At 54.2% G+C, this 25,558-nt stretch carries 16 protein-coding genes and 3 pseudogenes; 13 read left to right on the top strand and 6 right to left on the bottom strand.

Going from position 1 to position 25,558, the window contains the following annotated elements:
* Positions 1-190 (bottom strand): annotated as a pseudogene (locus AMS69_RS19965) (IS5/IS1182 family transposase); the annotation flags it as partial.
* Between the two features lie 971 nt (positions 191-1,161).
* On the opposite strand from AMS69_RS19965, the gene AMS69_RS19475 reads away from it, so the two are divergent.
* The 3 genes and pseudogenes from AMS69_RS19475 (at position 1,162) to AMS69_RS19470 (ending at position 4,544) form a co-directional block, all read left to right on the top strand.
* Positions 1,162-1,776, top strand: coding sequence for a hypothetical protein (locus tag AMS69_RS19475; protein ID WP_155120017.1), 615 nt, complete (start codon positions 1,162-1,164; stop codon positions 1,774-1,776).
* A 196-nt stretch (positions 1,777-1,972) separates the two neighbouring features.
* Positions 1,973-2,633: pseudogene (locus tag AMS69_RS21000) on the top strand (RNA polymerase subunit sigma-70); the annotation flags it as partial.
* Positions 2,634-3,305: 672 nt separating this feature from the next.
* On the top strand, positions 3,306-4,544 hold the full coding sequence (locus tag AMS69_RS19470) for a Cdc6/Cdc18 family protein (RefSeq protein ID WP_053969688.1): 1,239 nt from the start codon (positions 3,306-3,308) through the stop codon (positions 4,542-4,544).
* Positions 4,545-5,122: 578 nt separating this feature from the next.
* Here the strand turns inward: AMS69_RS19470 and AMS69_RS19465 are convergent.
* Together AMS69_RS19465 and AMS69_RS19460 are read right to left on the bottom strand one after the other, a co-directional pair.
* The gene (locus AMS69_RS19465; protein WP_053969687.1) at positions 5,123-6,280 is read right to left on the bottom strand and encodes a hypothetical protein; all 1,158 of its coding nucleotides are present in this window, start codon (positions 6,278-6,280) and stop codon (positions 5,123-5,125) included.
* Positions 6,273-8,021 carry a DEAD/DEAH box helicase gene (locus tag AMS69_RS19460; RefSeq protein WP_053969686.1) on the bottom strand — a complete coding sequence of 583 codons (1,749 nt, stop codon included), beginning with the start codon at positions 8,019-8,021 and terminating at the stop codon, positions 6,273-6,275. The genes AMS69_RS19465 and AMS69_RS19460 overlap by 8 nt, the downstream gene beginning before the upstream one ends.
* A 132-nt stretch (positions 8,022-8,153) precedes the next feature.
* Here AMS69_RS19460 and AMS69_RS19455 point away from each other — a divergent pair, with 132 nt between their 5' ends.
* The 5 genes from AMS69_RS19455 (at position 8,154) to AMS69_RS19435 (ending at position 16,439) form a co-directional block, all read left to right on the top strand.
* On the top strand, positions 8,154-11,360 hold the full coding sequence (locus AMS69_RS19455; protein ID WP_053969685.1) for a DUF499 domain-containing protein: 3,207 nt from the start codon (positions 8,154-8,156) through the stop codon (positions 11,358-11,360).
* Positions 11,360-14,044: a DUF1156 domain-containing protein gene (locus AMS69_RS19450; protein ID WP_053969684.1), complete on the top strand. Its 2,685-nt coding sequence runs from the start codon at positions 11,360-11,362 to the stop codon at positions 14,042-14,044. Before AMS69_RS19455 ends, AMS69_RS19450 begins: the two co-directional genes overlap by 1 nt.
* A 209-nt stretch (positions 14,045-14,253) precedes the next feature.
* The gene (locus AMS69_RS19445; protein WP_238378594.1) at positions 14,254-14,973 is read left to right on the top strand and encodes a hypothetical protein; all 720 of its coding nucleotides are present in this window, start codon (positions 14,254-14,256) and stop codon (positions 14,971-14,973) included.
* Positions 14,974-15,225: 252 nt separating this feature from the next.
* Positions 15,226-15,609, top strand: coding sequence for a hypothetical protein (locus tag AMS69_RS19440; RefSeq protein WP_053969682.1), 384 nt, complete (start codon positions 15,226-15,228; stop codon positions 15,607-15,609).
* A gap of 173 nt (positions 15,610-15,782) precedes the next feature.
* On the top strand, positions 15,783-16,439 hold the full coding sequence (locus tag AMS69_RS19435; protein WP_155120016.1) for a hypothetical protein: 657 nt from the start codon (positions 15,783-15,785) through the stop codon (positions 16,437-16,439).
* 25 nt (positions 16,440-16,464) lie between these two features.
* Here the strand turns inward: AMS69_RS19435 and AMS69_RS19430 are convergent, their stop codons facing one another.
* Together AMS69_RS19430 and AMS69_RS19425 are read right to left on the bottom strand one after the other, a co-directional pair.
* Entirely contained in the window at positions 16,465-18,222 is a 1,758-nt protein-coding gene (locus tag AMS69_RS19430) for a 5-methylcytosine restriction system specificity protein McrC (protein WP_053969681.1), read from the bottom strand.
* Entirely contained in the window at positions 18,219-19,454 is a 1,236-nt protein-coding gene (locus AMS69_RS19425) for an AAA family ATPase (protein ID WP_053969680.1), read from the bottom strand. The genes AMS69_RS19430 and AMS69_RS19425 overlap by 4 nt, the downstream gene beginning before the upstream one ends.
* 273 nt (positions 19,455-19,727) lie before the next feature.
* Between AMS69_RS19425 and AMS69_RS19420 the strand changes: the two genes are divergently transcribed.
* From AMS69_RS19420 to AMS69_RS19400, 5 genes are all read left to right on the top strand, one after another.
* Entirely contained in the window at positions 19,728-20,756 is a 1,029-nt protein-coding gene (locus AMS69_RS19420; RefSeq protein ID WP_053969679.1) for a Cdc6/Cdc18 family protein, read from the top strand.
* A 230-nt stretch (positions 20,757-20,986) separates the two neighbouring features.
* Positions 20,987-21,928 carry a hypothetical protein gene (locus tag AMS69_RS19415; protein ID WP_053969678.1) on the top strand — a complete coding sequence of 314 codons (942 nt, stop codon included), beginning with the start codon at positions 20,987-20,989 and terminating at the stop codon, positions 21,926-21,928.
* A gap of 2 nt (positions 21,929-21,930) precedes the next feature.
* A complete protein-coding gene (locus AMS69_RS19410; protein ID WP_053969677.1) occupies positions 21,931-22,233 on the top strand; it encodes a hypothetical protein in 303 nt (100 codons plus the stop codon).
* A complete protein-coding gene (locus AMS69_RS19405; RefSeq protein WP_053969676.1) occupies positions 22,230-22,886 on the top strand; it encodes a hypothetical protein in 657 nt (218 codons plus the stop codon). The genes AMS69_RS19410 and AMS69_RS19405 overlap by 4 nt, the downstream gene beginning before the upstream one ends.
* A gap of 2 nt (positions 22,887-22,888) precedes the next feature.
* Positions 22,889-25,048: a type B DNA-directed DNA polymerase gene (locus AMS69_RS19400; protein ID WP_202904589.1), complete on the top strand. Its 2,160-nt coding sequence runs from the start codon at positions 22,889-22,891 to the stop codon at positions 25,046-25,048.
* A gap of 213 nt (positions 25,049-25,261) precedes the next feature.
* On the opposite strand, the pseudogene AMS69_RS19950 reads toward AMS69_RS19400, so the two are convergent.
* Positions 25,262-25,558: pseudogene (locus AMS69_RS19950) on the bottom strand (IS6 family transposase); the annotation flags it as partial.

The following is a 25,558-nucleotide window of genomic DNA, read 5'->3' as shown; positions in this document are numbered from 1 at the left end:
GCATCTCACTCAGCAAATCGAGTGCTTCTCGGTAGGATTTCTCCAGGTAAACCCGCAGACAGTGCAGCGACACCACCGCATACTCGGCGAAGCCGCCACCCCCTTCGGGGGCGGCGACTTCGCCTCGCTCACCAACAGCATTTTTAGCTAACTGGACCGCTTTGTTTGTGAAGCGGGAGATCTTCGACATAGAGCATCGGCGGTTTCCCGCTTCATTCCACTAGTTCTAACGGTCGAAGCCGACGCTGTCCAGCGATTCACCAGAGCCGCCTCCACGGGATCTTACAGTTGGTCGATTCATCGAGTGGACGCGGGAACTACAACGAATACGAGCTTGATGTTTCTCTGTCGTCGGCTCTTGATGCACTGGAGAGTGAATTAGGGGAGCTTGATGACATCCGTGAAACCGCAAAGCGACATCGAATTCTGGAGTGATCTCGGAACCGTCAACACCAGTACTGCCAATAACCTCTCCACCTTTGCCAGTAATCACGCAACCGATAGTGCCAGTTTCTCCAGTACCCTCTCCACTTTTGCCAGTTTTATCTAAATGACTGTAAAATAATCTAATTTTCTGACACCCCCAGTGCCAGTATTATTCATCATACTTTTGTATCCTGTTTTTACTGGCAATAGTGGTGTGTCTGACAAATTATCAAAATGTATAGAGTAAAACTATTCATGCCTCTGCTGACACACAGAATCGACTGCTTACGACAGTCAATTCTTGAGTTCCAGAATGAAGTGGTATTAGAACCTTAGAAAAGATGCAGGAACCTACAATTAACCAATATTTATGAGTTCATCGAGGGCTACTTGGGGGACTCCGACATGGTTACGGTGGTTTCAAGCACGACACCCGTCTACGGTTGGCAATAGTGAGAGAATGTCGAGTGTGATGAAACAGTGCGATCTGTTCAGGTAATCGACCAGTCCTCAGGGAGCACGACACGGGCTGAGCATGTCATCGGCGTAGATGAATCTGGTCAAGTAGTTGGACCGGAGCCATTTGCCCTCGCTGTAGTTCGGTGTCCTCGGGAGAATAGTGAGCGCCTCGCCGAACTGCTTCTAGAGCATGAGCTGGCTCCGTGGCAAGCGAAATCTCAGACACTGGTGGAAAATGCGACACCCACGGAACGAAATCAGCGAGTACAGGGGTTGATGGAATCGCTAACTGAGGAGTCGATCCCATGGGGTGTCGCTGTTGGGCGCTCACAAGAGTCGATCCATCACAAGGCAGCGGGAGTCTGTGTTCTCGCAAAAAAGACGATTACATCCGTGGACGAATTCAGTGGTGATTCAATCCTTATCCCGGATGGCGCTCCGAGTATGTATGGGGATAGCCAGGCACATCTCCGAACGCAAGCGTCACAGGTCTTCGATGGGTCGTTTCAATCGACGTTTGGTGGCGTATACGTGACTGGGCTTCCGAAAGCCGATCTCACATATCCTGAGGTTACAGCGGCCGACTATATCGCAGGCTACGTCCGAAACAGGATCGACGAGGGGACGGAGCAGGTTCATACGCTCCCTGAGGAAGTTGTACGGTTTGATACAAACTGGCGTGAATCATCAGTGTCTCCCGTCCCGTTCTATCGAATCCGTGGCGTCGGTGGTGACTATGGGACGCTTGAACGCACTCGTGTTGCGGCGTGGATCAAAGGACGGCATCCCGACAACGACGGGTTTGACGTAACCTCTCAATGGGAAAATACAATTCAGATGCTCGAGTCACAACAACTTCAGAGATATCTCTTGGAGACTATCGTGCCGTAAGATCGGACGTCATCAGAACGTGGGCCACTACCCCACATCCCTAGCCGGATCAGTCCCGAGGGTTCAACCCAGCGGGCCTAATCCGCGTCCTCACATTCCAATAACCAACGAACGCTGATAAGCCTTTACCTGCGAATCCCCGCATATCTGATGCTAATGAGATTTTAACTGTTCCCGGATTATTGGTAACTGCCAAATATACGAGGTACTTGACGATACGGCGGCACAGGTCATCCTAGTCATCGAGAGAAGTGATTTTATCCACCGTCGCGCAACACCTCCACACGCCGTACGAAACGGTCAGCCGGGTTGTCAACCGTCTCAAAGACGTAGGATACGTCAACTATGACGTCCTCTTGTCGTCGACGAGCGCGTGAGAGACGCTGCACGCGACCTTGTCGCTGCCAGCGCCGGCGTCAGTCCCCCCTCAATCGAATAGGACTACGTTATCCCACAGTTCGGTGACTGGCCGTTCGCGTTTACGCGGATCGACGGCGTCTACGTATGGACACAGGGGGGCTATCAAGTCGGTCGCAACCCCGATGACTATCCGCTGTTCTTGGCTGTCCGCGAGCAAGATGTCGACGCCTGGAGGGGTTTTTCGAGTCGTTTGACCTCCCTACCGCATTCGAGCGACAGCCCCGAGACAAACTGGACAGCCCGCTACAGATCGTCCTTGAGCCGCGTCTGTCACTCGACGTCAATCACGGCGAGGGGCACCCGGTGATACCGAGAGCTGAGACAATCGAGTATATGCGAGAGAACTACGCCCAGTTCCAGTCGGCGTTACGATGCTCGACCGGATGTACGAGGATCTCGACCTCGGCGTCACATACCGGGAGACAGAACGACCACAGAGCTTCCACAACCAAAGTAACGCGCTCATCGAACGGCTCAAAGCTGTCCGAAACCACACACCCACACCCCCCCGTCGTCAACTAGGTCAGGAACCTCTCTTTTGCAAAAAGTACCACGATAGCATTAATACAGCGTTAGAACCCTCCTCTCTGGTAAATAGAAGGGGAGAAAGAAAATCTCGGCAACTACCGGCCAGACACTAGGTCACCCAAGCTGGACAGCCTAGTTCTGTGACGTACGGATTTCATTAGTCGAAAGATCTTATAAAACTTCCCCTCTATTAGAGTGAAAGCTGTAGAACCCAAGGAGACATCGCTTACTCTTTTTTCAGAGAAACTCTTCTTTTAACAGCCTCTCCTCAGCTATTTCGGGAGCTATAGATATTCACCCTCATTTTACCCTCCCCTCACCCAGGTACACAGAGTTGACGACACGGGGGTGTGTGTCTGTTCATGCCGCTGCTCTGCTCTCATTTGTTCAGATCTTCCTGCTGTAGTGCACTCTGCCGACACTCAGAGTTGACGACACGGGAGTGTGTGAACTGCTACGGATAGATTATGTCTCAACGGAGTTGACGATACAGGGGTGTGTCTAACGACATTGACGACATGGGAGTGGTCCGCGACATAAACGACGCAAGGCTTATCGAACTACACGCTAATCGTATGTATATGAGTGATGGGTCCGATCTCGACGATGTCTGGGCCACAGGAGAAATATTCGATGATGAAGAAGTTCTCCATGAACACTGGACACCGGAATCCGTTCCTGAACGAGAATCCGAGCGGGACGAGATAATCCGAGGACTTCGCCGGGCCTTCCGTGGTGAAGCACCAAAGAATATGTTTCTCCAAGGAAAGACTGGGCAGGGAAAAACAGCGACTGCGCAGCACGTTCTTGAAATGTTCGAACAGCGAGCTGATCAACAGAATCTCGACGTAGATACGGTCTACGTCTCATGTGCTAACCACAAATCATCCTACAAAGTTGCCTGCGATATCGTCGAACAGTACATGGGTGAGAACCCGTACGGCCACGGTCAGCACAAGGTCTTTGAAATGATGTTCGATGTGTTTGAGAGTCTCGCAGAAATCGTTGTGGTTGTCCTCGATGAAGTCGACTCAATCGGGGATAAGCACGATATCCTCTACTCGATTCCCCGCGCCCGGAAGCAGGGCGACGTAAAAAACACCAAGCTTGGGATTATTGGGATCACGAACGATTCCACGTTTCTGTCGAATCTGGACCCGAAGGTCAAATCCTCGCTGTATGACTCAGTAATCCAGTTCGACGCGTATGAGTCGGAGGAACTACAGCAGATTCTTTCGCGACGTGCTGACCGCGCATTCGTCGATGGAGCCGTCGATGACTCAGCGATTTCGTTATGTGCTGCCTTTGCCGCGCAGGACAAGGGTTCTGCTCGGCAGGCAATCGACAACCTCTACGAGGCCGGTGAAGTTGCGCTCGATCATGCTGATGATCTCATTATCGACGACCATGTCCGGGAAGCCGAAGAGCGCGTTGAGAAACGATACATCACTCAGAGTATTAATGGCCTCACGATCCAAGACCAAGCAACGCTCACAGCCATGGTCTCCGTCTCTGTTGATGGCGACGAACCAGCCCGAACGCGCCGTGTTTACTCTGAATACTCAAATCTCTGTTCAGAAATTGGTGTCAATAAGCTAGCCTTCGATAGGATGCGAGACCACCTCCTTGAGTTGGATATGATTGGAATAATCGACGGGAAGAAACGCACAGGTGACGGTCAGGGCGGTGAAAAGTACTATTGGGAGATGAGTACGGATACTGGAACGACTATCGAGGTTCTCGAATCGATCAGCCGTCTTGACGATGTCATTGATATTGTCGTCTCATCATCGCAGAACTCGAGTATCACGAACTACTGAACAACTTCCGTCGCTGAAAGCTCCGGAAACGGTGGAGGGTCTGGATAGACGAAAACCGGCTGGTTCGTTGTGATTGACAGAATCAATCGGAAGCAAAGTTTCTGAGTCAGAAACTCGCTGCGGGGTTTTAGTACAGATCAGCCAGTAGACATAGGTAGCCGCCGGTCGGAGGCGGTCCCCGAAAAGTATCCGACACACCCGCCTACCATCGCCCAAGCCCGATCCCCGCTTGTGGATGGAGCCTACTGAGTGCCCTCTGACAGACCCTCTCGCGAGCTCCATCCCCGTACTCCTCTCTTGCGCTTCACCAGGCCACCGGAGCCTGCCACACTCTCACTGTTAGATAATTGCCATGCATCCGTAGATGTTGAAGCCTAGCAGACTTCCTGCGGCGTCAGCGCATCAATAAATGGACCCCTTTTCGCGGGTCCGTAGAAAGGACTACCTTTCTGTTTTGGAACTCAGTAGAGTATTTGAAGGATGAGCCACTCGCGAACGGAGTCAGCGCTCTGATATCAGATGGGGCGGTGGGAGATGGGGATACCCGCAGGGACTGGGTCAACCTATCACCGCCGAATCTATTCTTGTCGATAACAGTCTAAGCAAATCAACCCACGAGCGATATCCCGTACAGGGTTTGTTTCAGTGAACTCTTTCCCACACTTACCGCAACTGATCGCTTCAGTAATACCGACGCCAGTCCCATATCCTGCGGCAAAGTCCCATGTGTGATCATCAGTGGCCAAAGCCACTTCGAGTTCTCCACTTTCGTATTCGACTTCGGTAATCGTCAGTGGCTTCATCTGAACATCCAGCGCATGTCTTGCCCGAATCTCACGCTGTCTCTCGGGGAATCCTTGATCACGACGTTGTCGCAAATCATCGAGTTCGGTGTCGACATCCTCATATTCGGTTTTGAGTTCTTTGCGCTCTTTGAGCGCTTCCACGCGTTCGTCTTCGTCGCTACTATTGATTTGTTGTCTCAAATTGTCGATTCTCGCAGAGAGGTTCGATAGTTGCTCTTCTAACTCTTGGATACGCTGCTGTTGCATCTGGCGGAACTCCTCGACTTCGGCGTCGGCTGCTCGGGAAGCTTCCTGATGGATCTCGTCGATAGTTTCCTGAATTCGGTCGACGACTTCCTCTCGCGCAATGTCGAGAAGAGGCTGGATGTCGGCAGCCCCCATCTCCATCGGCTTACTCGTTCCCGCTTCATTATCTGGCGATGCGATCTGTAGAAAGGTTTCCTCCAGCGTGGGCAAGAATTCCTTGGACCGAGTATCGAGTGCTACTGCCCGCAGCAGCTCTGTCTGGTACTCACTGACTGTCTCAATACTCACACGGAATAGTACCACGAGTGCTGTTCGGTCGTAGTACGGTGTGAAATCCGCTGAACGCACCTCGATGTCGCTTCCCTGAAACCACTCTGGGATTTGAACAGCAGTATCGTCCGTTTCGAGAGAGATTTTCCCCGTCGGTGTCCGCTCGCTCGCCTCGGTGAGAAGTGTCTGGAAAAATTGACTCTCGGGATGGAGTTCCTCGGCCGTCCCGTCGCCGACGTCACTGCCACAGACGAGCGTTAGTGAGTCTGTCAGTAGCTCGCTGTCGACTTCGTTCGGAGTAGTGACCGCCCATCGATTGTCATGCTTGTCGATATCGCAGCCGAGCGTTCGTAGATACTGCTCAGTGAAGATTTCTACAGCAGACTGCGTCACGGGCACGGCAGTGTCAGTCATCACTTGCTCCCAAGTCGAATCCATCGAAGACGCCACTGTTGAATTCCTCTAATTTGTCGGCTAGGTCGCGCTGTTCCTGAAGATCAACAGCCATGTCGTCGAAGTCATTCTCCAAGTCAACCTCGGAACCAGCGTTGACCAATCGCTCGAAGATTTCATCTTCGAAGCTGGTTCCGGACTCCTCTAGTCGGCTCAGTATCGAGCTTAGTTCGCCGACACTCTGCTGGAAAAGATCGATCTTATGATACAGACGGTCTAGGACATATTCCTCAACCGTGTCTTTCAGCGCCATATTAAAGATATAGACACTGCGTTTTTGCCCGATGCGGTGGATACGACCGATTCGCTGCTCGACACGCATCGGGTTCCACGGTAGGTCGTAGTTCACGAGGATATTGCAGAACTGGAGATTACGGCCCTCGCTCATCGCGTCGGTCGAGACAAGAACGCCGCCTTCCTCTTCGAAGTCCTTCACAATCTGCTCTTTCTCCTCGCTGGAGTGCCCACCATGGAACGAGTGGACGGTGTAGCCCTCTGAAGCGAGTCTGTCGAGTACTTGCCGTTGTGTTGCCCGGAACTGTGTGAAGACGATGACACGCCCCTTTTCGACGTTATCACGGGCCTCTTCAACGATGTCAAGGAGACGTTCCTGTTTCGTTACCGTATCAATTCTCTCAATGAGGTCAAGAATCGACTCTAACTCGTCAGCGTGCGTGAGTTCTGTCTGTTCGTCTAGCCGCTTCTCGATAGTATGTTTGAGCGCAGCAGGACTACTGACGACCTCTTTCTGCAATAGCATCAGGACCAACTTTTGACCCTGGTCTTGCCCGTACGCACCCTTCACATAGTCCGAGACTGCTTGGTAGAGTTCTCGCTCTGCCGGCGATGGATCGAACGTTCGCGTATCAACTGTTCGGTCGGTGAAGTCGATGTCTGTTTCGGCTCGTCTGTTCCGAATCATCACCTTGTGCAACCGCTCGTGTAGCTCGTCCCGGTTGACGAGCGTCTCCTGACTACTATCGATGAAGTACTGGTGGAAGACGTCTCGCGTTCCGAAGAGGCCAGGGCGGAGTAATGAGACGACATTGTAGAGGTCGGTGAGTTCGTTCTGAATCGGCGTCGCCGTCAAGAAGAACGCGTAGTTGTAGGTAAGTCGGTCGATGAGATCGTAGCGGTCCGTATCCTCATTCTTGACATAGTGAGCCTCGTCAAGGACAAGCACGTCCCAATCCCGCTTGAGGACCGTCGAGCGATGCCGGTCGCTTTTCGCGGTATCGATGCTGGCGATGATGTAGTCGTGGTCGTCGAAACCGCTGAACTCGTCGTCGTAGTTGCAGACGAAGTCGAGACCGAACTTCTCTCTGAGTTCGGCCTGCCACTGTTTGGCCAACTGTGCTGGCGTCAGGATGAGGACCGAGTCGTTCGTCTCCCGGAAGTGCATCTCCTTCAGAATCATCCCGACCTCGATGGTCTTACCCAAACCGACTTCGTCGGCTAGCAGCGCTTTCCCGTCCATCTCGAAAAGTGCTCGATACGCAGCATCTACTTGATGTTCGAGCATCTTCACCGAGTTCTCGTCTAACTGCTTCAGTGCACGGAGTTCAGAGTCCGGCTGGCCGGCCTGGAGGCGAGTAGCTTGGACGCTCTGTATGTGGTCGGCAGCGTCTTGGGACAAGCTATCGAGAATATCGTCTGCAGACTCGTGGGTGACCTCGACATCGACAAGGTCGTAGCCATCCATGGTCAGCCAATATTCAGTGATTGTAAAAGATGTTTTGTGAGTATCCCGCCGAGTCGGTCAAGTCAGTATCAGCAGCCGAAATCACGACCATAGTGTTTAATGCGCCATACTGATGTGTGTTTAAGTATCAAGATGGCAGAAACAACGGCGCTGTCCCAGACTCTCGCCGATACGGTCACCCTGAGCCGTGAGTTACGAGAGGAAGGGCAAATCGATGGGCAGGTGAAACTCTACAACGTTGACGACGATGGGGAGTTCGAGTCCGACGCCGATCTCTTCTTTGAGCGGACGCTGATGACACAAGGGCTGAGAGAGGCGCTGTCGATTCTTCGCGATTCGCTGACCGGTGAGGATCCACGCGGGACGCACATCCTCTATGGACCATACGGGAGCGGGAAGTCCCACCAGATGGTGGCACTGTACCACTGTTTCGACGACCCCGGTGCAGCCGGGACGTGGGCTGCCGATTCCATCGAAGGGTTCGAGGATGCGCTCCCGGAGTCCGCGATTCCGATCACGGTTGCCATGCACAACGAGCAGTACGAGCACCTGTGGGAGCCGTTCTTCGAGGCGCTGGACTACAACCCCGGAACGTTCGAGTCTGGCGGCTACCCGGATATGCAGACGATTCAGGATGCCGTCGGCGACGAGACAGTGGCGTTCTTCGTCGACGAACTCGAAGACTGGTTCGATACCCTGCAGGGCGACCGCAAAAGCGCAAACAAGGCCTTCCTCCAGTCGCTGCTCGAATCGACGGCACTCTCCGACCTCGAACTCTACACCATCGTCTCCGTGCTCCGTGAGGGCTCCGAGGTCCACGATATTCTGAATCGAGAGCAGGCGGTCGAGGTCAACATGAACAACCAGGTGGACAAACGCGAGGTTCTCCGTCACCGCCTGATTGATTCTGTCGAAGAGAAACCAGCCCGGGAGATTGTTAACGGGTACTTCGATGCCTACGACCAGTCCGATCACGTTACTCTCCCCGACGATTTGCTGTCAGAGATGCACGACCTCTATCCGTTCCATCCCGTGCTTCTCGATGCGCTGGAAACGCGGTACTACGCCGATGAGGATAACCAGAACACGCGGGGGATGATCTATCTCTTCTCGAAGGTTCTGCTGGAGATGCAGGACCAGACGGACCTCATCACCCACGGCGACATCGACGCCATCGAGTTCGAGGACGAGTTAGCAAAAATCAACTACGAGCGACTCAACGCTGCGACAGGTGACATCAAGAGTCGTGTTGACACGGATGAAGTTCCCCACGGTCGTCGCATCCTGAACACGATTCTCCTCTACTCGTTGAAGCCGAGCGAAGGCGAGGGTGCGGAGGTGTCGGAGATCGTGATGGGTGCCTACCAGACAGGTGACCTCGTCTCCGACGTCGTCCTCAACCTCGAACGATTGCACGGCGTTGCATGGCACCTCCACAAGCTGAACGGGAAGTACGCCATCCGCGACCGGCAGAACCCGAACGCGTTGATTCGTAACGCTGCTGTCGACGTCTCCGAGACGGCTGCGAAGGCAGAAGTAGCGGACTTCATCACCGACATCTTCGGGTCGAACGCGCACCCCGTCGGCTTCCGGACGAACGACCTGCGAGACATCCCCGACGACCGCGAGGTCAAGGTCATCGTGAAGGATGACCAGTGGACACAGGAGGGGGTTGAGCAGGTCATCACGAATGACGGGCGTGGGCGTGAATGGCGCAACACGCTCGTCTTCGTCCAGCCCTCGGGGGACAAGGCCATCGAGTCCGGAACACGGTACATCGACAAGGCACGGTACATTGAGGGCGCACGGCAGGTACTCGCCGACGAGTCACTTGATGACGAAATCCGCGAGTCGATTCGCGGCATGAAGGAACAAGAGGAGAACGAACTCCGCGAGGAACTCCAACTGCTCTACGGTGAGGTCCTCGACGGCGACGACCTGCTCAACGAGTTCGATATGGCTGCGCCGATGGACCTCGACGTGTACGTGCTAGACGAGGCCGAACTCGACGCCTCGAACATCGCCGACTCCGCGGCAGCCGACCCATTCGACCTGCAGTCCCACATTTGGGACATCGCCGAGGATCTGCTGGAACGTCGTGGTGAGATTTCCGTTGAGGACATCTACGAGCAGTTCCTCCGTGACCCACAGCTCCCTATCCCCGGGAGTGCGAACGACGTGCTGAACGCGACAGTGGAGGCGCTGGAGGGTAAGCCCGTCCTCGCTCGTGACTCCAAGGGGTTCCGGGACGACCTCTCCGGGAGTTCGCTTGATACGGTGCTCGTCCAGACGGACGCCGTGGATGTGTGGGGAGTCGACGATGTGGAAGAGGAACTCCGACAGCGATTCGGGAGCGGAACGACGGCCATCGACATCGGTGATTTCCAGGTGGACCTCGTCGAAGACGGCGAGGTATGGATCGATGGTGACACGCTCGACGTAGTCATGCGGGCCATCGGCCGACTGAACCGCGAAGACCAGTACGTCATCGTCCACGGGAACGAGATTCTCGACAAGCCACAGTCCGACGCGACGCTCCGCGATGTGGGCGGGGCGACAGTCGTCGGCGCGTCCTATCTGACTGACCGAATCGAAGAAAGCATCGACGCCGACGGCTACGCGAATCTTGACACCATCATCGGCGAGGTTCGGGCCGACGAGACAGTGTTCCTTCCACCGGACGAAACGGAGGCCGTGGCTCGGGAGGCGGTCAACGAGTTCCTCGTCGAGAACTACGTCCTCGAAGCCGGCGGCCGGTATCTGGACTCGCTCGGTGACCGCGACCCGATAACGGTCAAAATCGTCCCGACGGTCCCGGACCGCATCGGCGACCAGATTCTGGAGTATATTGCCGGACTGGACGCTGGCGAACAGTTCACTGTCAACAAGGTCACCGACCGATTCGACAGCAGCGTCACGGAGTACATGGTCCGAACCTTCCTGCTGGAGAACATCGGGAAGGAAGAGGATCCGGAATACGTCGTCAACACGACGGGGTCGGACAAGGCGTCCGATTGGGTGCCCGGCTACCCGTTCCGAAAGGCCGACATCGAGGCTGAGACGTGGCGCTTCGAGTACAACGGCGACGACGTCGCAGCGATGCGGACCAAGTGGCGTAACAACCACAAGAGTGGGTCCGTGGAGTACGGCGACGTAACGTTCATGCTCCCCGACAAAGAGGGGATTCCCGGCGCATTGCAGGGGACAGCCGATGTCGACAGGACACAGGTGAGTCTAACACTACGGTCCGAGCAGGACTACACCAAGGTACAGGATCTGTTTGAGCGGATGCCAGATGAGGCGTCGAGCCTGAAAATCGAAATCAGCTTCCAGAAATAATGTCACAGGAACCACACCAAACGAGCGATCGGAGAGAACTACCCATTGAACGAGGATTCCCTATTGAGCGGGTGAACGAGATTGCCGACAAAGAGAGTCGGGCCAAACAGTGGTATCGACCCGTTTATACGATGCACAAGTGGTGGGCCCGCCGTTTGGGGTGTGTGTTCAGGGCAATTTCTCTATATTCACTATTGGACGATCCAAAAAAGGCACAAATATATGAATCCAATCAAGAAAATGAAAGCCTGAGTGAATTTACGAATAGTGAACTTGATATTCAAAATCTTATAAATCAAGTAGATTTAGAAGATCCAGAAAGTCTCTGGAAACTCTTTCCCAAAGATGTGAGGATTAAAGACAAGAAAGTGTTAGATCCTTTTATGGGGGGAGGGACTTCTTTAGTGGAGGCATCTAGGTTTGGAGCTGACGTGGTTGGCAACGATCTAAATCCCGTCGCGTGGTTTGTTAGTAAAAAAGAACTTGACGCCGGGGTGACGGATATTGAAGTCTTGAAACAGGCATTCGATAAATTAGAAGACTCAGTTGCTGACGAGATTCAGGAGTACTACAAAACAGAATGTCCAAACGACGACCATCTTGCAGATGTAATGTATTATTTTTGGGTCAAGGAATTGGATTGTGTGTCTTGTGGAGATACTGTCTCGCTTTTCAACGACTACAGGGTTGGCAAGGGTCGGTATGAACATGATGATAAATATCATGTGCTCTGCCCAAAATGTGAGTCAGTCATTTTAGTTGACGATTGGCGGGAAGAATGTACTTGTGATGCGGTGGTGGGAAAGACTGGAAAAAAATGTGGGCATGAATTTGTTCCGGAAGAAGGAACTTCAGGTGGTGGAGACTACACGTGTAATTCTTGTGGTCAAAAATACGGAATCCTTGATGCAATTCAAGAACAAGGAGGATTCAATTCTCGACTTTATGGGCTTGAATATCATTGCCCAACGTGCGATCAGAATAATCTCAACAAGGGTCAAATAAAGTCATACAAACAAGTGGAGGACTTCGATATCCGCTTGTTGGAAGAAGCTCGTAACGAATGGAGTGAGAAAGAAGGCCTTCAAGAATATGTTCCAACAGAAGAAATTCCACTTGGAATAAAAACTGACAGTTCAAAATTCGAGGGTAACATCACTGGAGGTCATAATGTTCTCAGACAAGGATTTTCTGACTGGACCGATATGTTTAATGAGCGTCAGTTACTTTCGCTGTCAAAGCTATTTAGAGAGATTGATTCATATGAAAACCAAAATGTCAAAGAGTTTTTATTATTGACAGCAAGTAATATTCTTCGGACAAACAATATGATGGTAGGATACGACTATTCTCGGAATGGAATAGTAAATCTCTATAAATCCAACTCATTTGATCCCCCTCAGAAACCTTGTGAGGGTAACGTATGGGGCGCAGAATACGGTCGAGGAACGTTTGAGTCAATCAGAGATATGGTAATAAGAGGTGTTGAGTACGCTCGTAACCCAACTGAGCGCTATATTAAAGATGGTGATACTCACGAAACCGCTCCAATGGAATATTCTGTGGGTCAATCTGCTTCCGTTCGATGCGGGGATATGCGAACCTTAGATCAGGAAAATGAGTTTGACGCTGTGATTACGGATCCACCATACTACGATAACGTCATATATTCAGAACTGTCCGACTTCTTTTATGTTTGGCAGAAGATTGTGCTTCATGAGGATTACGAGCACTTTGAGCCAGAAAGAACGCCCCGGACGGAGAGTATTGTAGCTAATCCTGCAGTCCAGAAGGGCGCACAAGAGTTCGAAGATGAAATTAGGCAAGCGTTCAATAAAATCCATACATCTCTGAAATCAAATGGTGTTCTCACATTCACTTACCACCACAGTGATTCAGAGTCATGGGGTGAATTGCTTTCTGCCCTCTGTGATGTAGGGTTCGAAGTAACGGCAACATATCCCATCTCTGCCGACGAAAACAAATTCTTTGAGGGCGAGGCAGTGTCCTTCGATATTATTGTAGTTGCCCGACCTGCAACTGATCGAGAATCAGTATCTTGGAATTCTCTTCGCCGAGACATCTACCGCACGGCCCGCCGGACCCGAAAGCAACTGGAAGAGAACCGCGACCTCTCGCGTGGCGATATCGGTGTGATGGAGATGGGCGCGTGTTTCCGCGAGTACTCCAAACACCACGGGAAGGTCCAGCGTGACGGCGACATCATGTCCGCCAAGGAAGTCGTCCAGGAGATATACGGCATCATCCAGGAGGCCAGCGACATCGGCGTCGAGGACGTGTTCATCGACCTGCTGGACACGGCCAACGTCTCCTACGACGACGTGAACAAGCTCTCCCGTGGGACCAATGCCAACCCGGAGGACCTCAAGGAGATGCGCCTGTACAACCAGGACGACGGCTTCGAACTTGGGACGTGGGACAACGAAAAACGTCAGGCGTACATCCAAGAGCGCGTCAACGGCGACAGCGACGACCACCTCTCGAACCTCGATAAACTCCAGTTCCTCCGCTACCGCTACGAGAAGGGCCAGGCCGTCCAGAACTACGTCGAGAAGTGGGATGTTGACGACGATATGCGCGAACTCGCCGGCCGACTCGCCGACGTGACCGGCGACGACACTTACACGCGGGTGCTTGGCGACCGAGATATCACGAGTTACTGATTGGAAGCGTCTCACGCTCTCCTGCGTTTCACCCCTCTGGAGGTTGACGACAGATATTAGTCGTCACGATCAGCAAACGGAACGCTCAAGGAACAATAAGGAGTGATTTCGAGTCATCTGTGCGTCCATTTCGTGCCGGCGAAGCTGCCTACGAGCGATCCATCGCAATCGATGCGAGCACCATCGGTGACATCACTATCACTGTTGCCGTGAGTGCGGAACGTACTGATGAGTTGGCTATTCTGGACAGTATCTACGCTGCGGCCGAAGGATACCCGTTCTTCCCGTTTCGGGACAAATCGCACGACTTGACGTACGAAGACAGCGTTGAGTTCTTCGAAACGGTCGTTCGGAAGAATAGTCAGTATCTGAAAGCAACTGCTCATCTCGGCCAAGACGGGTCTGATTCAGAGCGTGTTGAGGCAGTTCAATCTGCTGTTCTCGCTGAACAGTTGGGAGTCGAAGATTCGCTCGTAATTCTTGACGGTAACGAAGACAAGGCGGACCGGTTTGGGCGGGCAATCACGGGAATCTCAGGTAGCTGTCCACCGATGGCTACCTGTATCCAGTCAGAACTGTATTATCCTACATCCCTGCTCGCCGACCTCTGTGCGAGTCATCTTGCATACCAGATCGATCATCCTCGACACTGTTCTGAGGTGACGCCGACTGCCCCAGTAACCAAAGAGGAATTCAACAATCTCTGGGGACCGGCATACAACGAGATTGTGAATTCCTCCACTCCCGTATCCACGGAACCAATTGAGCAACGGAGAGCCGAAACCGTTCCAACTCGGATGAACTGTTGGTTTAAGGGTTTGATGGGTGGCGGGGAACCGGTTCAGTTCGAATCCTCTGTCCGGCCGATTGTGCAGTATGCTCGACGAGAAGGTTATGAAGAACTCGCTACCCGTCTCTCTGAGGTGTAGAAATCAGGTGCGTTTCCTGCGCCCACGTCCGTCTTCTACACCCATTGGCTTACGCCGCTGGGCTTGCGGGCCATGGTCACACAGGCTCCACGCAGCACCTCTGCGCTCACACATATATACCGTACGACAGCATATAGAACTTTGCATCGCTACCGGTAGAGAGACTGTAGACAAGGAATCCACGATTCATCAAGCCCGAACCGCCTGACAGCACAATTACTTAATGCGCTGCTGAGAGAGTATAATTCAAGAATGGCAGGTCCAGGCCAAATTCCCGGCCGCTACAATCTCATCATCGAGGGTGAGTACGATGCGTTTGACCACCAGATACCGGTCCAGGAATTCCTCCAGCGACTCAAAGACGACGATGTCCCCGATACGGTGAGCGTCGTCGGCCTCGCAGACGCCTTCCGAAACGACGACCTCATTACGGACCTTGCCCGTGAGATGGATCGCCGAGCGAACGATCTGGAGTACCAGAGCCCGACTGTGCAGTTCGTCGTCGACGGGTCGTTCCATCGAAGTGGGAAGACCTACGACCTCCGAGACGGAGACGAACTTCACTCACTGCAAGAAGTGTTCGGACCGCAACTGGAGCGAAAGGAAGACGGGGACTGGTTGGTTACGCCGTTCTGATTGTGGCCCCTGACAACCACGAGAAGCGTATCGGCTCTGACGCAGTCGCTGTGGAGTCAATCATAGTTACGCTAGTCTCTGTGTTTGTTTTTGGACTTGGCACTGAATGGAATTATTATTGGATATTTCAGTTCGCCCTTGGATTAGTCCTTCTAATAATGTTACTTCGAGTGATGGCTAACAGAGCGACAGCTCCCGATCTCGGAAAAATCAAACGTTCTGTTAGATGGAGCGCCAAGCTGCTACAAGTGGCTCTTATCGGAGCAATTGCGGCTATTAGTATCTATATTGAAGCAGCCTTTCAAATTCTGCAGCCAGTTGTTTCGTTTGTTGGCCTAAGTATCGGTGTCTCTCTCTTTTTTGTACTTCTCGATGAATTTATTTTAGGTGAATATGTAGAGACGTGGCGGAGAATTATTTATCAACAGACTGGCGAAAATCCAGTCGGTCGACTACTCCGGTCTACCGCGGATTACTGTCGTAATATGATTGAAGTAGTAATGGATAAAGAGTCATCGCCTCGGCCGGAAAATACACTCAGAGGTATAGGACTCATAACGGTACTGGCGTCTCTATTTCTCCTCGTCAGCTTACCTGTTGGAATTCTAGTTACCGAGTTGTTCAATGACTTCGGAACCGCGATTTTAGTGATATTCTCGATAGTTCTTCACCGAGATTTGACTCGATACATATACATCAACTATGGTGCAGCTACCTCATTTGAAGAATTAAAATGGGGCTTGAAATGGGAATTTGTCTGGATTATTTTCATTAGCGGTCTGGTTGCGGGTGTTCTCGGCTATATTCCAGCGACCGTTCTCTCACTATAACTGGTTAATATACCATCATAAGAAGTTATAACAACTTGAATGGCCCTTCCTTCTCGACTTCACCCGAACCATTCACTAAGAAATAAAGGTCGATCCACTCTTCTCCGTCTTCCCGACAGAACACGGGCACACAGGTCGTCGCGTGCTCATACCGGTCGGCGCACTTCAGCTCGATTTGCTCTCGCGTCCAGCCACCCTCCTGCTCCAAGTCATACCGATTCCGAACGTCGTAGGAGTGTTCGTCGGCGGCAGCCTTGATCACACGGAGCGAGAAGTCCTTGGCGTCCTTGAACGTGAACGGCCCGCTCATCTGCTTCGCTCGGTGTAGATCTGATTCGTCGACGCCGTCAAGGCACAGTTCGTACTCTGCGACAGCTCGGAATGCATCGAGTTCGGGAACGTCCTCAACGAGAACCTCGTGTAGATATTGGTGGACAACACTGTCGTACGCTTCCAACGAGAACTCATCGGGTGAGAGTATCTGCAGTTCCGCACCGGTTTGTACGACGCGACGACGCTTCGGTTCCAGAAGCGGACACAGGAACGCTAGTCGGTCAGCATGGAGGAGGTACGCATAGCTGAACAGCCGCGACCGCGACGAAGAGTCCTTCACCGGGTCATGTCCTTCCGCATAGTACTTCGAGTCAAGCACAGCAAGCGTCTCCTCGCCTTCCTGCAGTGCGTGGTCTGGCTGGTGAGACACTTTCCCCTCGCCCTCAAAGGGATTGACTGATGGCGATCTGACCGGCGTCACGTCGTCGAGTTCATCGAGGTGGTCGTAAGACTTGATATCCGATAGTTCACGCTCGATGACCACCTGCGAGTACTGCTCGAACAGCGATTCCATGTTGAGCACGTAGTCGACGACGAGCTCTCGCGGCCCGTCGCGGAGCTGCTGGCCGAGCGACGACGACATGATGGCCTTGGCGACATCGAACGCCTTTCGGTAGTACTGACGCTGGGTGGGCAGGTCGTGTAGGGAGAGTTGACGATATGTGTCCATCCGGTCCAGCCCGCTGCCGACGCCCATGCTCTCTAGGCGCTCCACTTCCCGGTGGACCTCGGAGAAGATTCGATCATACGCCGGGTGGTCGTTCTCGGCGGCATTTTCTCGGAAGAGCCGTATGAGGGTCTTCCCAGCGTAGTGCAGCAGGGAGTTCGCGGCGTTGTCGTACTCCGTTTCGTTGCGTATCCAGTGTGGCTCCAGATTCCCCCGTGCGTGGTTCATCAGCGTCTGCTCGACATCGATTTCCCCGCGACCGTCGTGGCTGTCGAGCCGCCGGATGATAAGGTCCCGAATGTAGCCGTTACGCTGTATTGTCTCCAACCCGTCGAGGTAGTTGATCGCCAGCACAACGAACACGTCGTCAAGGTGGATGTCGTCCGAGAGGAAGTCCTGCAGCGGGATGCCGTGATATTCGATAGATCGATTCTGATCGTACACCGCCAGTAGCATATCGAAGATATGCTCCCATTCGATCTTGGGATCGACTTGGATCTTCGACGACGGCGTCAGGCTCACCACGCCAATGATGTCAGTCGCTTCGACATGGAGGACCGCATCTTCTTCGCCGTCGACAGTGACCGTGACAACCTGATACTCTTTGTCGTCATCGAGTGTGGCTTGGCTCTTCGTGTAGACGCCTGGACTCTCCCGCGTGAACGACGCACGACGAAGCTGGTCAGTGATGGATGCCGGACATCCCTCTATCCGAATTTCGCCTCGCTCAGGGACGTTGAACGTATCCTGATCGTACTGATACACCTCGTCGACGGCACTCATGAATCGTAGGAGCCCATCTGCCGCCGCTCTTGTTCGAGCTCCCGTTCGGCAAGTTCGGCTGCCGGCGAGAGGTCGAAGTCCTCGAACTCTCCGTTCAGAGCACGATAATGTTCTGCGATACGCTCGACCTGCGGGAATGCTGCCGCGTTCAGGAGCCGCGGGACAATGTACGTCCTGAAGGCTTGCCCGACGGCATCAGTCTGGTCATGTTCGTACTCCCCGCCCTCTCTGCACGCGACGCCGAGGAACACAGCGACGTCACGATAATGCATAGGTCCGAATCGCATGATCGAGCCCTGGGAGGTCGATTCATGACCGTGGTTGATTCCCTTATAGTCACGCTCGAACAGGCGGAGGATATCACTATCCTCTAAGTCGGTCTGTTCGCTGACGTGCGTGGTAATCCAGTCTTTGAACAACTGTCGGCGCTTGTCCTCCTCGTACTCATCAAGTTCGATCATCGCAAACCGACGGGTGATAGCGTTGTCCAACTCGTTGACCGTCCGGTCGGACATATTCATCGTGCAGATGATGTTTACCCGCTCGTCAAGCTCGATAGTCTCGCCTTCGTCTGTCTCGAAAATCGTCTGGTGGGGATTCTCGATAGCAGTGTACAGCGGGCCGAAGATTTTGGAGATATCCGCCCGAGTGATCTCGTCCAGAATGACGCCATACTCGACGTTGAATTCCCGAGCACGCTGCACAGCTTCCGAGACGCAGCCGAGTTTGGTCCGATAGCTCAGTGAGTCGCCCGTGTAATCAGGACTGATTCCCCCTATGATGTCCGACGGAGTCCATGACGGAGTGGCCGTGTGGAGCGCGTAACCGATGCCAGTCTCACGCGCGAGCTGCTTGGCGAACGTCGTCTTGCCTGTCCCCGTTGGGCCATAGAGAACGACTGGTTTCCCTGCTTCAAGGGCCACTTTTGCGTTCCGCATCACATCTTTCGGGACAAGAATGTCCTCCGGAGTTTCGTCACCACGGAGGCTAACCACACGCTTGAGACGATCAGAAGCAATTGGGGACTGTAGAACTGCGCGTCGTACTGCTCCGAGCCCTCGCTGCCCGTCGTGACGGGTATCCAGTTTCTCTTTCTCGATAAGATATTCGAGAACATCCTCGCTCTCTGCGTTCTCGATAGCGTTGACGACTTCGTCTTCGACACGCCGGAGAATATCGATTTCCTCCTTCGCGTCGTCAAGTGAGTAGGTATCGTTGGAGGTTGTAGCCATTTACAAACACACGTTGATGAAAGTATATAAATCCCACATGACTGCGAAATGGTGAACTGGTTGTACTTATCCCTGTAATCAGAATTAGACTCCAAACTCTCTCTAGCCGTTCTACAGCCGTTCCGGAAATCCAGGAAACGACGGTTTGCCGGAAACGGAATCAGGTGACAACGGCGGAATTGACGAGGCATACGCATGGTAGCTACTCAGTTTCCGGAAATCACCCAGCCACCATTATATACCGTGCTGCACAACCAATTTACTGATCAATCCATGATTCGCGATGCTCGTGTGCTTCGGGCGGGCTTCATACCGAAGGAGATCGAACATCGCGACGCCGAAGTGAACCACCTCTCCAGCGTTCTGGAACCAATCACGAACGGGGAACCCGCCGACACCGCCATCGTCACAGGCCCTAGCGGCGCCGGGAAGACCTGTATTTCGAAGTTCATTACCGAACGTCTTCGCGAGGAGGTTCTGGATGTTGAGAGTACTTACGTGAATTGCTGGCGTAACTACACCCGGTTCCGCACGCTGTACCAGATCCTCGACGATCTCGGCCAAACCATCGATATCCACCGACAGTCAACGCCCCACGACGAACTCGTCGGCCGTCTCCAACAGCACGACGGGCCCCGAGCGGTGATTATCCTGGACGAGGTCGACCAACTGGAGGATCCCGGAATTCTCTACGACCTCCACAGTTTGGAGCAGTTCGCCCTGGTCTGTATCGCCAACAAAGAGGAAGAGCTGTTCAGCCGCGTCGACGACCGGCTCGTAAGTCGGCTGCGCTCCAGCGAACACGTCAGGATGGACAAGTACCACGACGAGCAGCTATACGATATTCTCCATGCTCGCGCAAAATGGGGGCTCGACGAGAATGTGATTACCGACAATCAACTGTATCATATCGCCGACGCTGCCGCCGGTGACGCCCGCCTTGCAATCGGGATTCTCCGTATCGCGGCTAGCACAGCCGACAGAGAGGACCAAGCGACTATTACCGACGAGATGTTGCGAGACGCAGCGGACGATGCTCGCGCAGAAATCAGACAGACGAGTCTCGATTCGCTTACACCCCACCAGCAAGCCGTCTACGATGTTATCCGAGAATATGGGCCAGTAGGGCCCAGCAAGATTCACGAACGCTACAGTGATGCTGTCGATGACCCCCGAACCAAACGGACTATCCGAACCTATCTGTCAAAGATGATTCAGTACAACCTGCTGGTAGCCCAAGGCACGAGCCGTGATCGACAGTATTCGGTAGTCACTGAGTCGATTAGGTCACCGACGAGTTGAGGGTCGAACAGCAGTTCGACTCGATATCTTGCTGTTAACCAACAACCGGACTACTTCGGCTATGGTTGTTGGTTAATAGCCTACCAGACCATTCCGGAGAGATTCGCGGAAACGGGCTGGAGAATCGAAAAACCGGAGACAGCAGGGAGTTCCAGAGTGCTAGAGAGGATTCCCTGAAACATGGAAGTGACACGCCGCGGCTTATCGGGTCTGTGAACATCTAGTTGAGTATGCCAGACCACTCAGCTTCGAATCGATTATTGGTTACTCAACCCATGCGCGGGACTGATCGCAATCAGTCTCTTGCAGACCGAGCCGACCCAGCAACTGACGACATCTTGCTTCCGTCGCTTGACAACGGTATCACATTGTTGGACATCAATGGCAGCCGCGGCGTCCCGATTCTGCAGTCGCTCGTCCTTGACCATCTCCTCATGCACGAGGGCCCCGCCTTCTGGATTGACGCCAACGGCCATGCGACAACGACCACGCTGGCACAGATGGCCCCAAGCCAGCGACTGTTAGACCGCATCGACGTCGCTCGAGGCTTCACTGCCTATCAGCACTACAGTGCCGTCGACGAACTCTCGGCAGCAGTGAACCAGTTCATCCAGCAATCGACCGGCACATCCCAGTTAGGTAATCAGCGGCCACCTGAGCGGGACGACGACTCGTCGCCACATACTCCGTCGCTCATCGTTGCACCAGCGGTCGACGCCCAGTATCGCACGGACAACACCCTCAGCGACGAGCACGCGGAGATTCTCCAGGCCCGGACACTCGCGCGGCTAGCGACCTACGCTGATGGCTACGATATTCCCGTCCTGGTCACTCGCAGCGAGCACGATGAATTTTCGGCACCAGTCGCGACGGCCGCCGACCATCATCTGGAGTGCAAGCAAACTCGGATGGGGCCACGATTCGTCGGCGAGGACTTCGAGACACTCGTCTATCCCGTCGACGACGGCGCGTACTATCAGACAACGTTTGCGTATTGGCGGCAGCTGCTGGATGCTCGCGCAACGCATGTTGGGGTGGAACTGACAACTGCCCCACCTGCAACAACCCCCAATGGCGTCGGTACGGGCGTCACAACGAACGGGAAACCTGTCTCAGTCGCAGGGAGTCCGCTGCTTGACGCGTGGACCGCTGCCGGCGCTGGAGGGCGATAGCGATGGGGCGCACGAACCCAACGTATCGTGATGCCCTGCAGGCCATTGAAGACCGCTGGGGAGATTTCAGGCGAGCACTCCGCCGTCGCGACCAACCACACTTCGAACAGCTGTTCGAGTACGCACGGGAGCATGCTGACGCGAGTGGCCTGTTGAACCACCAGAATCCGATCGTACCAGCACTGTTCAGCATCGATCTCGAACAGGAAGCCAGACTCGATGACCACGAGGAGCGAATCGAAAAGCTGGAAGGTACTCTGGAAACGCGCCGAGACCGACAGCGACGCCAGGAGAACGACCCATGACGGACCTCAAGACTGTCGCGTTCGATATCGAGACGACGGGGTTCGCAACGACAGACCGGCTGACTGTCGTCGGGTTCGACGCAGCAATTAGTTCCCGCGTATTTCTCAATTTGGGTGGTTGTACGTCACCGCCCGAGCTCGAACAGCGCCTCAATGAGGAACTGGAGACGCCGATAACACTCTCAGTCCACGACAGCGAGGCAGCGCTCCTCAAAGCGATGACGGCATTTGTCGACGCAACGCTCGCCGATCAGGAGTATAAACTGATTGCGTACAACGGCGACACCTGGAACGGTGGCTTCGACCTGCCATTCCTCCGAACGCGGCTCACCACCCACAATCTCGGATGGCCATTCGCTGAGCTTCCGTACGTCGAAGTGCTGGATGTCTTCGAATCACGGTTCAACACAACAGAGGATACGCTGGACGGGGTCTACGAGGAACTTATCGGGGCCGGTCTTGGCGACGTGGATCCGTTCGCAGACAGTGCAGAAGCAGTCACCGCCTGGGAGAACGGGGCCTTCGAACAACTGGTTTTGCACAACGTCGCGGATATTCGCCGGACTCGAGCACTGATGGAACTGGCAGAACGGTACTGTTCGAAGTCAGACTTCCCGATGAAATCACTGGACCCGGTATCCAACCCAATATAGCAATGCCGTTTGCAATCGATTTCCTCGACAATGGCCGCGTGCTCGAGTGGGAGGCCACGCCCGACGGTGCCGTCCCGACCGAACGCGAAGAGTACACGCCACGATTCTACGTCGCTGCACGCTCGCCTGAGGACGATATCGACTTGACAGCACTTCAGACACAGTACGAGCGTCACCCGGATGTCGTCACCACGGAAGTCGTCACCCGTCGGCTCGGCTTCCGTCGTGATGACGAGCGTGTTCTCGCCGTCGACGTTAACCACATCGATCGCGTCACAACGCTTGCACGCCAAGCATACCAGCTGCGCGAGTATCCGGTCGGCGATCTCGCCTGCTTCAACGTTGACTTCTCACGGGAGTTCCGTTACTGTCTGGAGAACGATATCGATCCAACGCCGGCGAATGAGCTCTCGACACTACAGCTCAGTGTGCCAGTGACCGAAACGAGCGGGGACACGTACGGAGAGTTGACTGTGGCCGGCGAAACCTGGACGGGACCGCCCGAAGATATCCTGACAGCTGTCCAAACCGCGATTGAGACCCAGGATCCAGATATCCTGGTCCGCTCGACGAGCGAGATTATCCCAACACTGTACAAGATGGCCACAACCACCGGCGTCGATGGGTTTACGCTCAGTCGGTGGCCCGAGGTCGACTACCAGCAACTCGCCAGCGAATCGACGTACGCGAGCTACGGGCAGGTCGGGCATTCGCCAGCGCGATACAACATGCCCGGTCGCGCGATCATCGACAAGTCCAACACATTCTTCTACGGGGAGACGAATCTTGACGGCGTCCTTGACCTCGTCTCACGCTCGAAGAAGCCGGTCCAAGAACTCGCGTGGGCATCCATCGGCAACGTTCTCACAACTATCCAAATCGGCGAAGCTCACGACCGTGGCGTCCTTGTTCCGTGGAACTCCTGGCGCCACGAGTTCTTCAAGCCGATGGGAACGTTCCACGACGCCGACCGGGGCGGTTTCATTTTCGCACCCGAGGTTGGTGTCCACGAGGACGTCCACGAACTCGACTTCTCGAGTCTCTACCCAAACATCATCTGTACCAGGAACGTCTCGCCCGACGTCATCCGGTGTGAGTGTCATCGCGATCGCGACGACGTGCCCGTACTCGGGTACTCGGTTTGTGACGAACGCGGCTACCTCGTTGATGTCCTCCAACCCATCATCGACGCTCGCGACGAAATCAAGGCGGCCATCCGTCGCGAACAGCAGCGAGACGATCCCGACGAGGACCGACTCGAAGAGCTTGAGGGGCGATCGGGTGCGCTGAAGTGGATTCTCGTCGCCTGCTTCGGGTATCAAGGGTTCAGTAATGCGAAGTTCGGGCGGATCGAGTGTCACGAAGCGATCAACGCGTACGCTCGCGAGATTCTGTTAGCGGCGAAGCAACGCTTGGAGTCAGGGGGCTGGCGCGTCGTCCACGGCATCGTTGACTCAATTTGGGTGACTCCCGATCCCGACATCGACGACGATGACCGCGAGGACCTCGAGGCGCTCGCGACGGAAATTACGGAGACCGTCGAGATCCGACTCGAACACGAAGCCCACTACGACTGGGTCGCGTTTGTCCCGCAGCGCGAGAGCGACGCCGGCGCGTTGACGAAGTACTTCGGCAAAGTCGCCGGCGCCGACGATTTCAAAGTGAGAGGTATTGAAGTGCGGCAACGGTCGACACCACCGTTTATCGAGAAGGTCCAGCGGGACTGTCTCGAACAGTTTGATGCGACTCGGTCGCCTGACACGGTCATCGATAGTCTTCAGGACGCCGTCACGCGCCTCCATGCTGGAACGGTCCCAATCGAGGACCTCGTCGAACGGAATCGCGTCTCCAAACCGCTGGAGGGGTATACGCAGAACACACAGAACGTGGCGGCCCTGAAACGGGCTCGCAACCAAGATCTCGCTGTCCATCCTGGACAAGATATCGAGTACGTGGTCGTCGACGACAAGAAAACCTCACGAGAGCGGGTCGCCCTCACCCACGAGGAGATCGAGACCTACGACGCCTCGTACTACGAGACGCAGCTGATCCGAGCTGTCGAGAGCGTGCTGTCACCACTCGGTTGGGATCGGACGGAGATTCGCCGGGAACTCGCGGAGGTACGGATGACAGAGTTGACCGCGTTCGCGGATAGAGAGTAAATTAACCAACGAGATAGCCGATTGGAGTAGATTTGTTGGTTAACCACCGTCCACACGAGGTCGAACCCCCACACCCCGTGTGCGATATGAAATTGGGAAGAGGATGAGAGGGGGTAGTCGAAGGGAAAGACCACGAAACAGCGGAAATCCACGATCTCACGGAAGAGAAGGCTCAAAGATAGCAATCTCGGTGGGGACTATGTACGGTAGTGTTTAGTTTGGAGCATTGTGCCAGCGAGCGAAACTTTGCAACCAATTTTCGGCTGTTTCCGGTTCGACGTGACTGAAGCAGTTCGAAAACGACGAGGTTCGACGCTTCAGTTCTCGAAAAATCCGTTCGACAGCGTTCCGATTTCCGTGGCGACACGTCTGAAATCGGAGGCCAGCTCGTTGAAGTGCAGTTTGGAGGTGTTGAGCGCCATCAACGAGAAAGACGGCAGTTTCGACATCGTGCTTTTGCCGCAGTTCGCGCAGGAAAATTTCCGTGAGAGCGGTCGTAGTTGTCGGAAA

The organism is Haloarcula rubripromontorii (assembly GCF_001280425.1).
GTDB lineage: Archaea > Halobacteriota > Halobacteria > Halobacteriales > Haloarculaceae > Haloarcula > Haloarcula rubripromontorii.
Note: the sequence above shows the minus strand (reverse complement) of the source record. Positions and strands in the feature narration are given on the sequence as shown.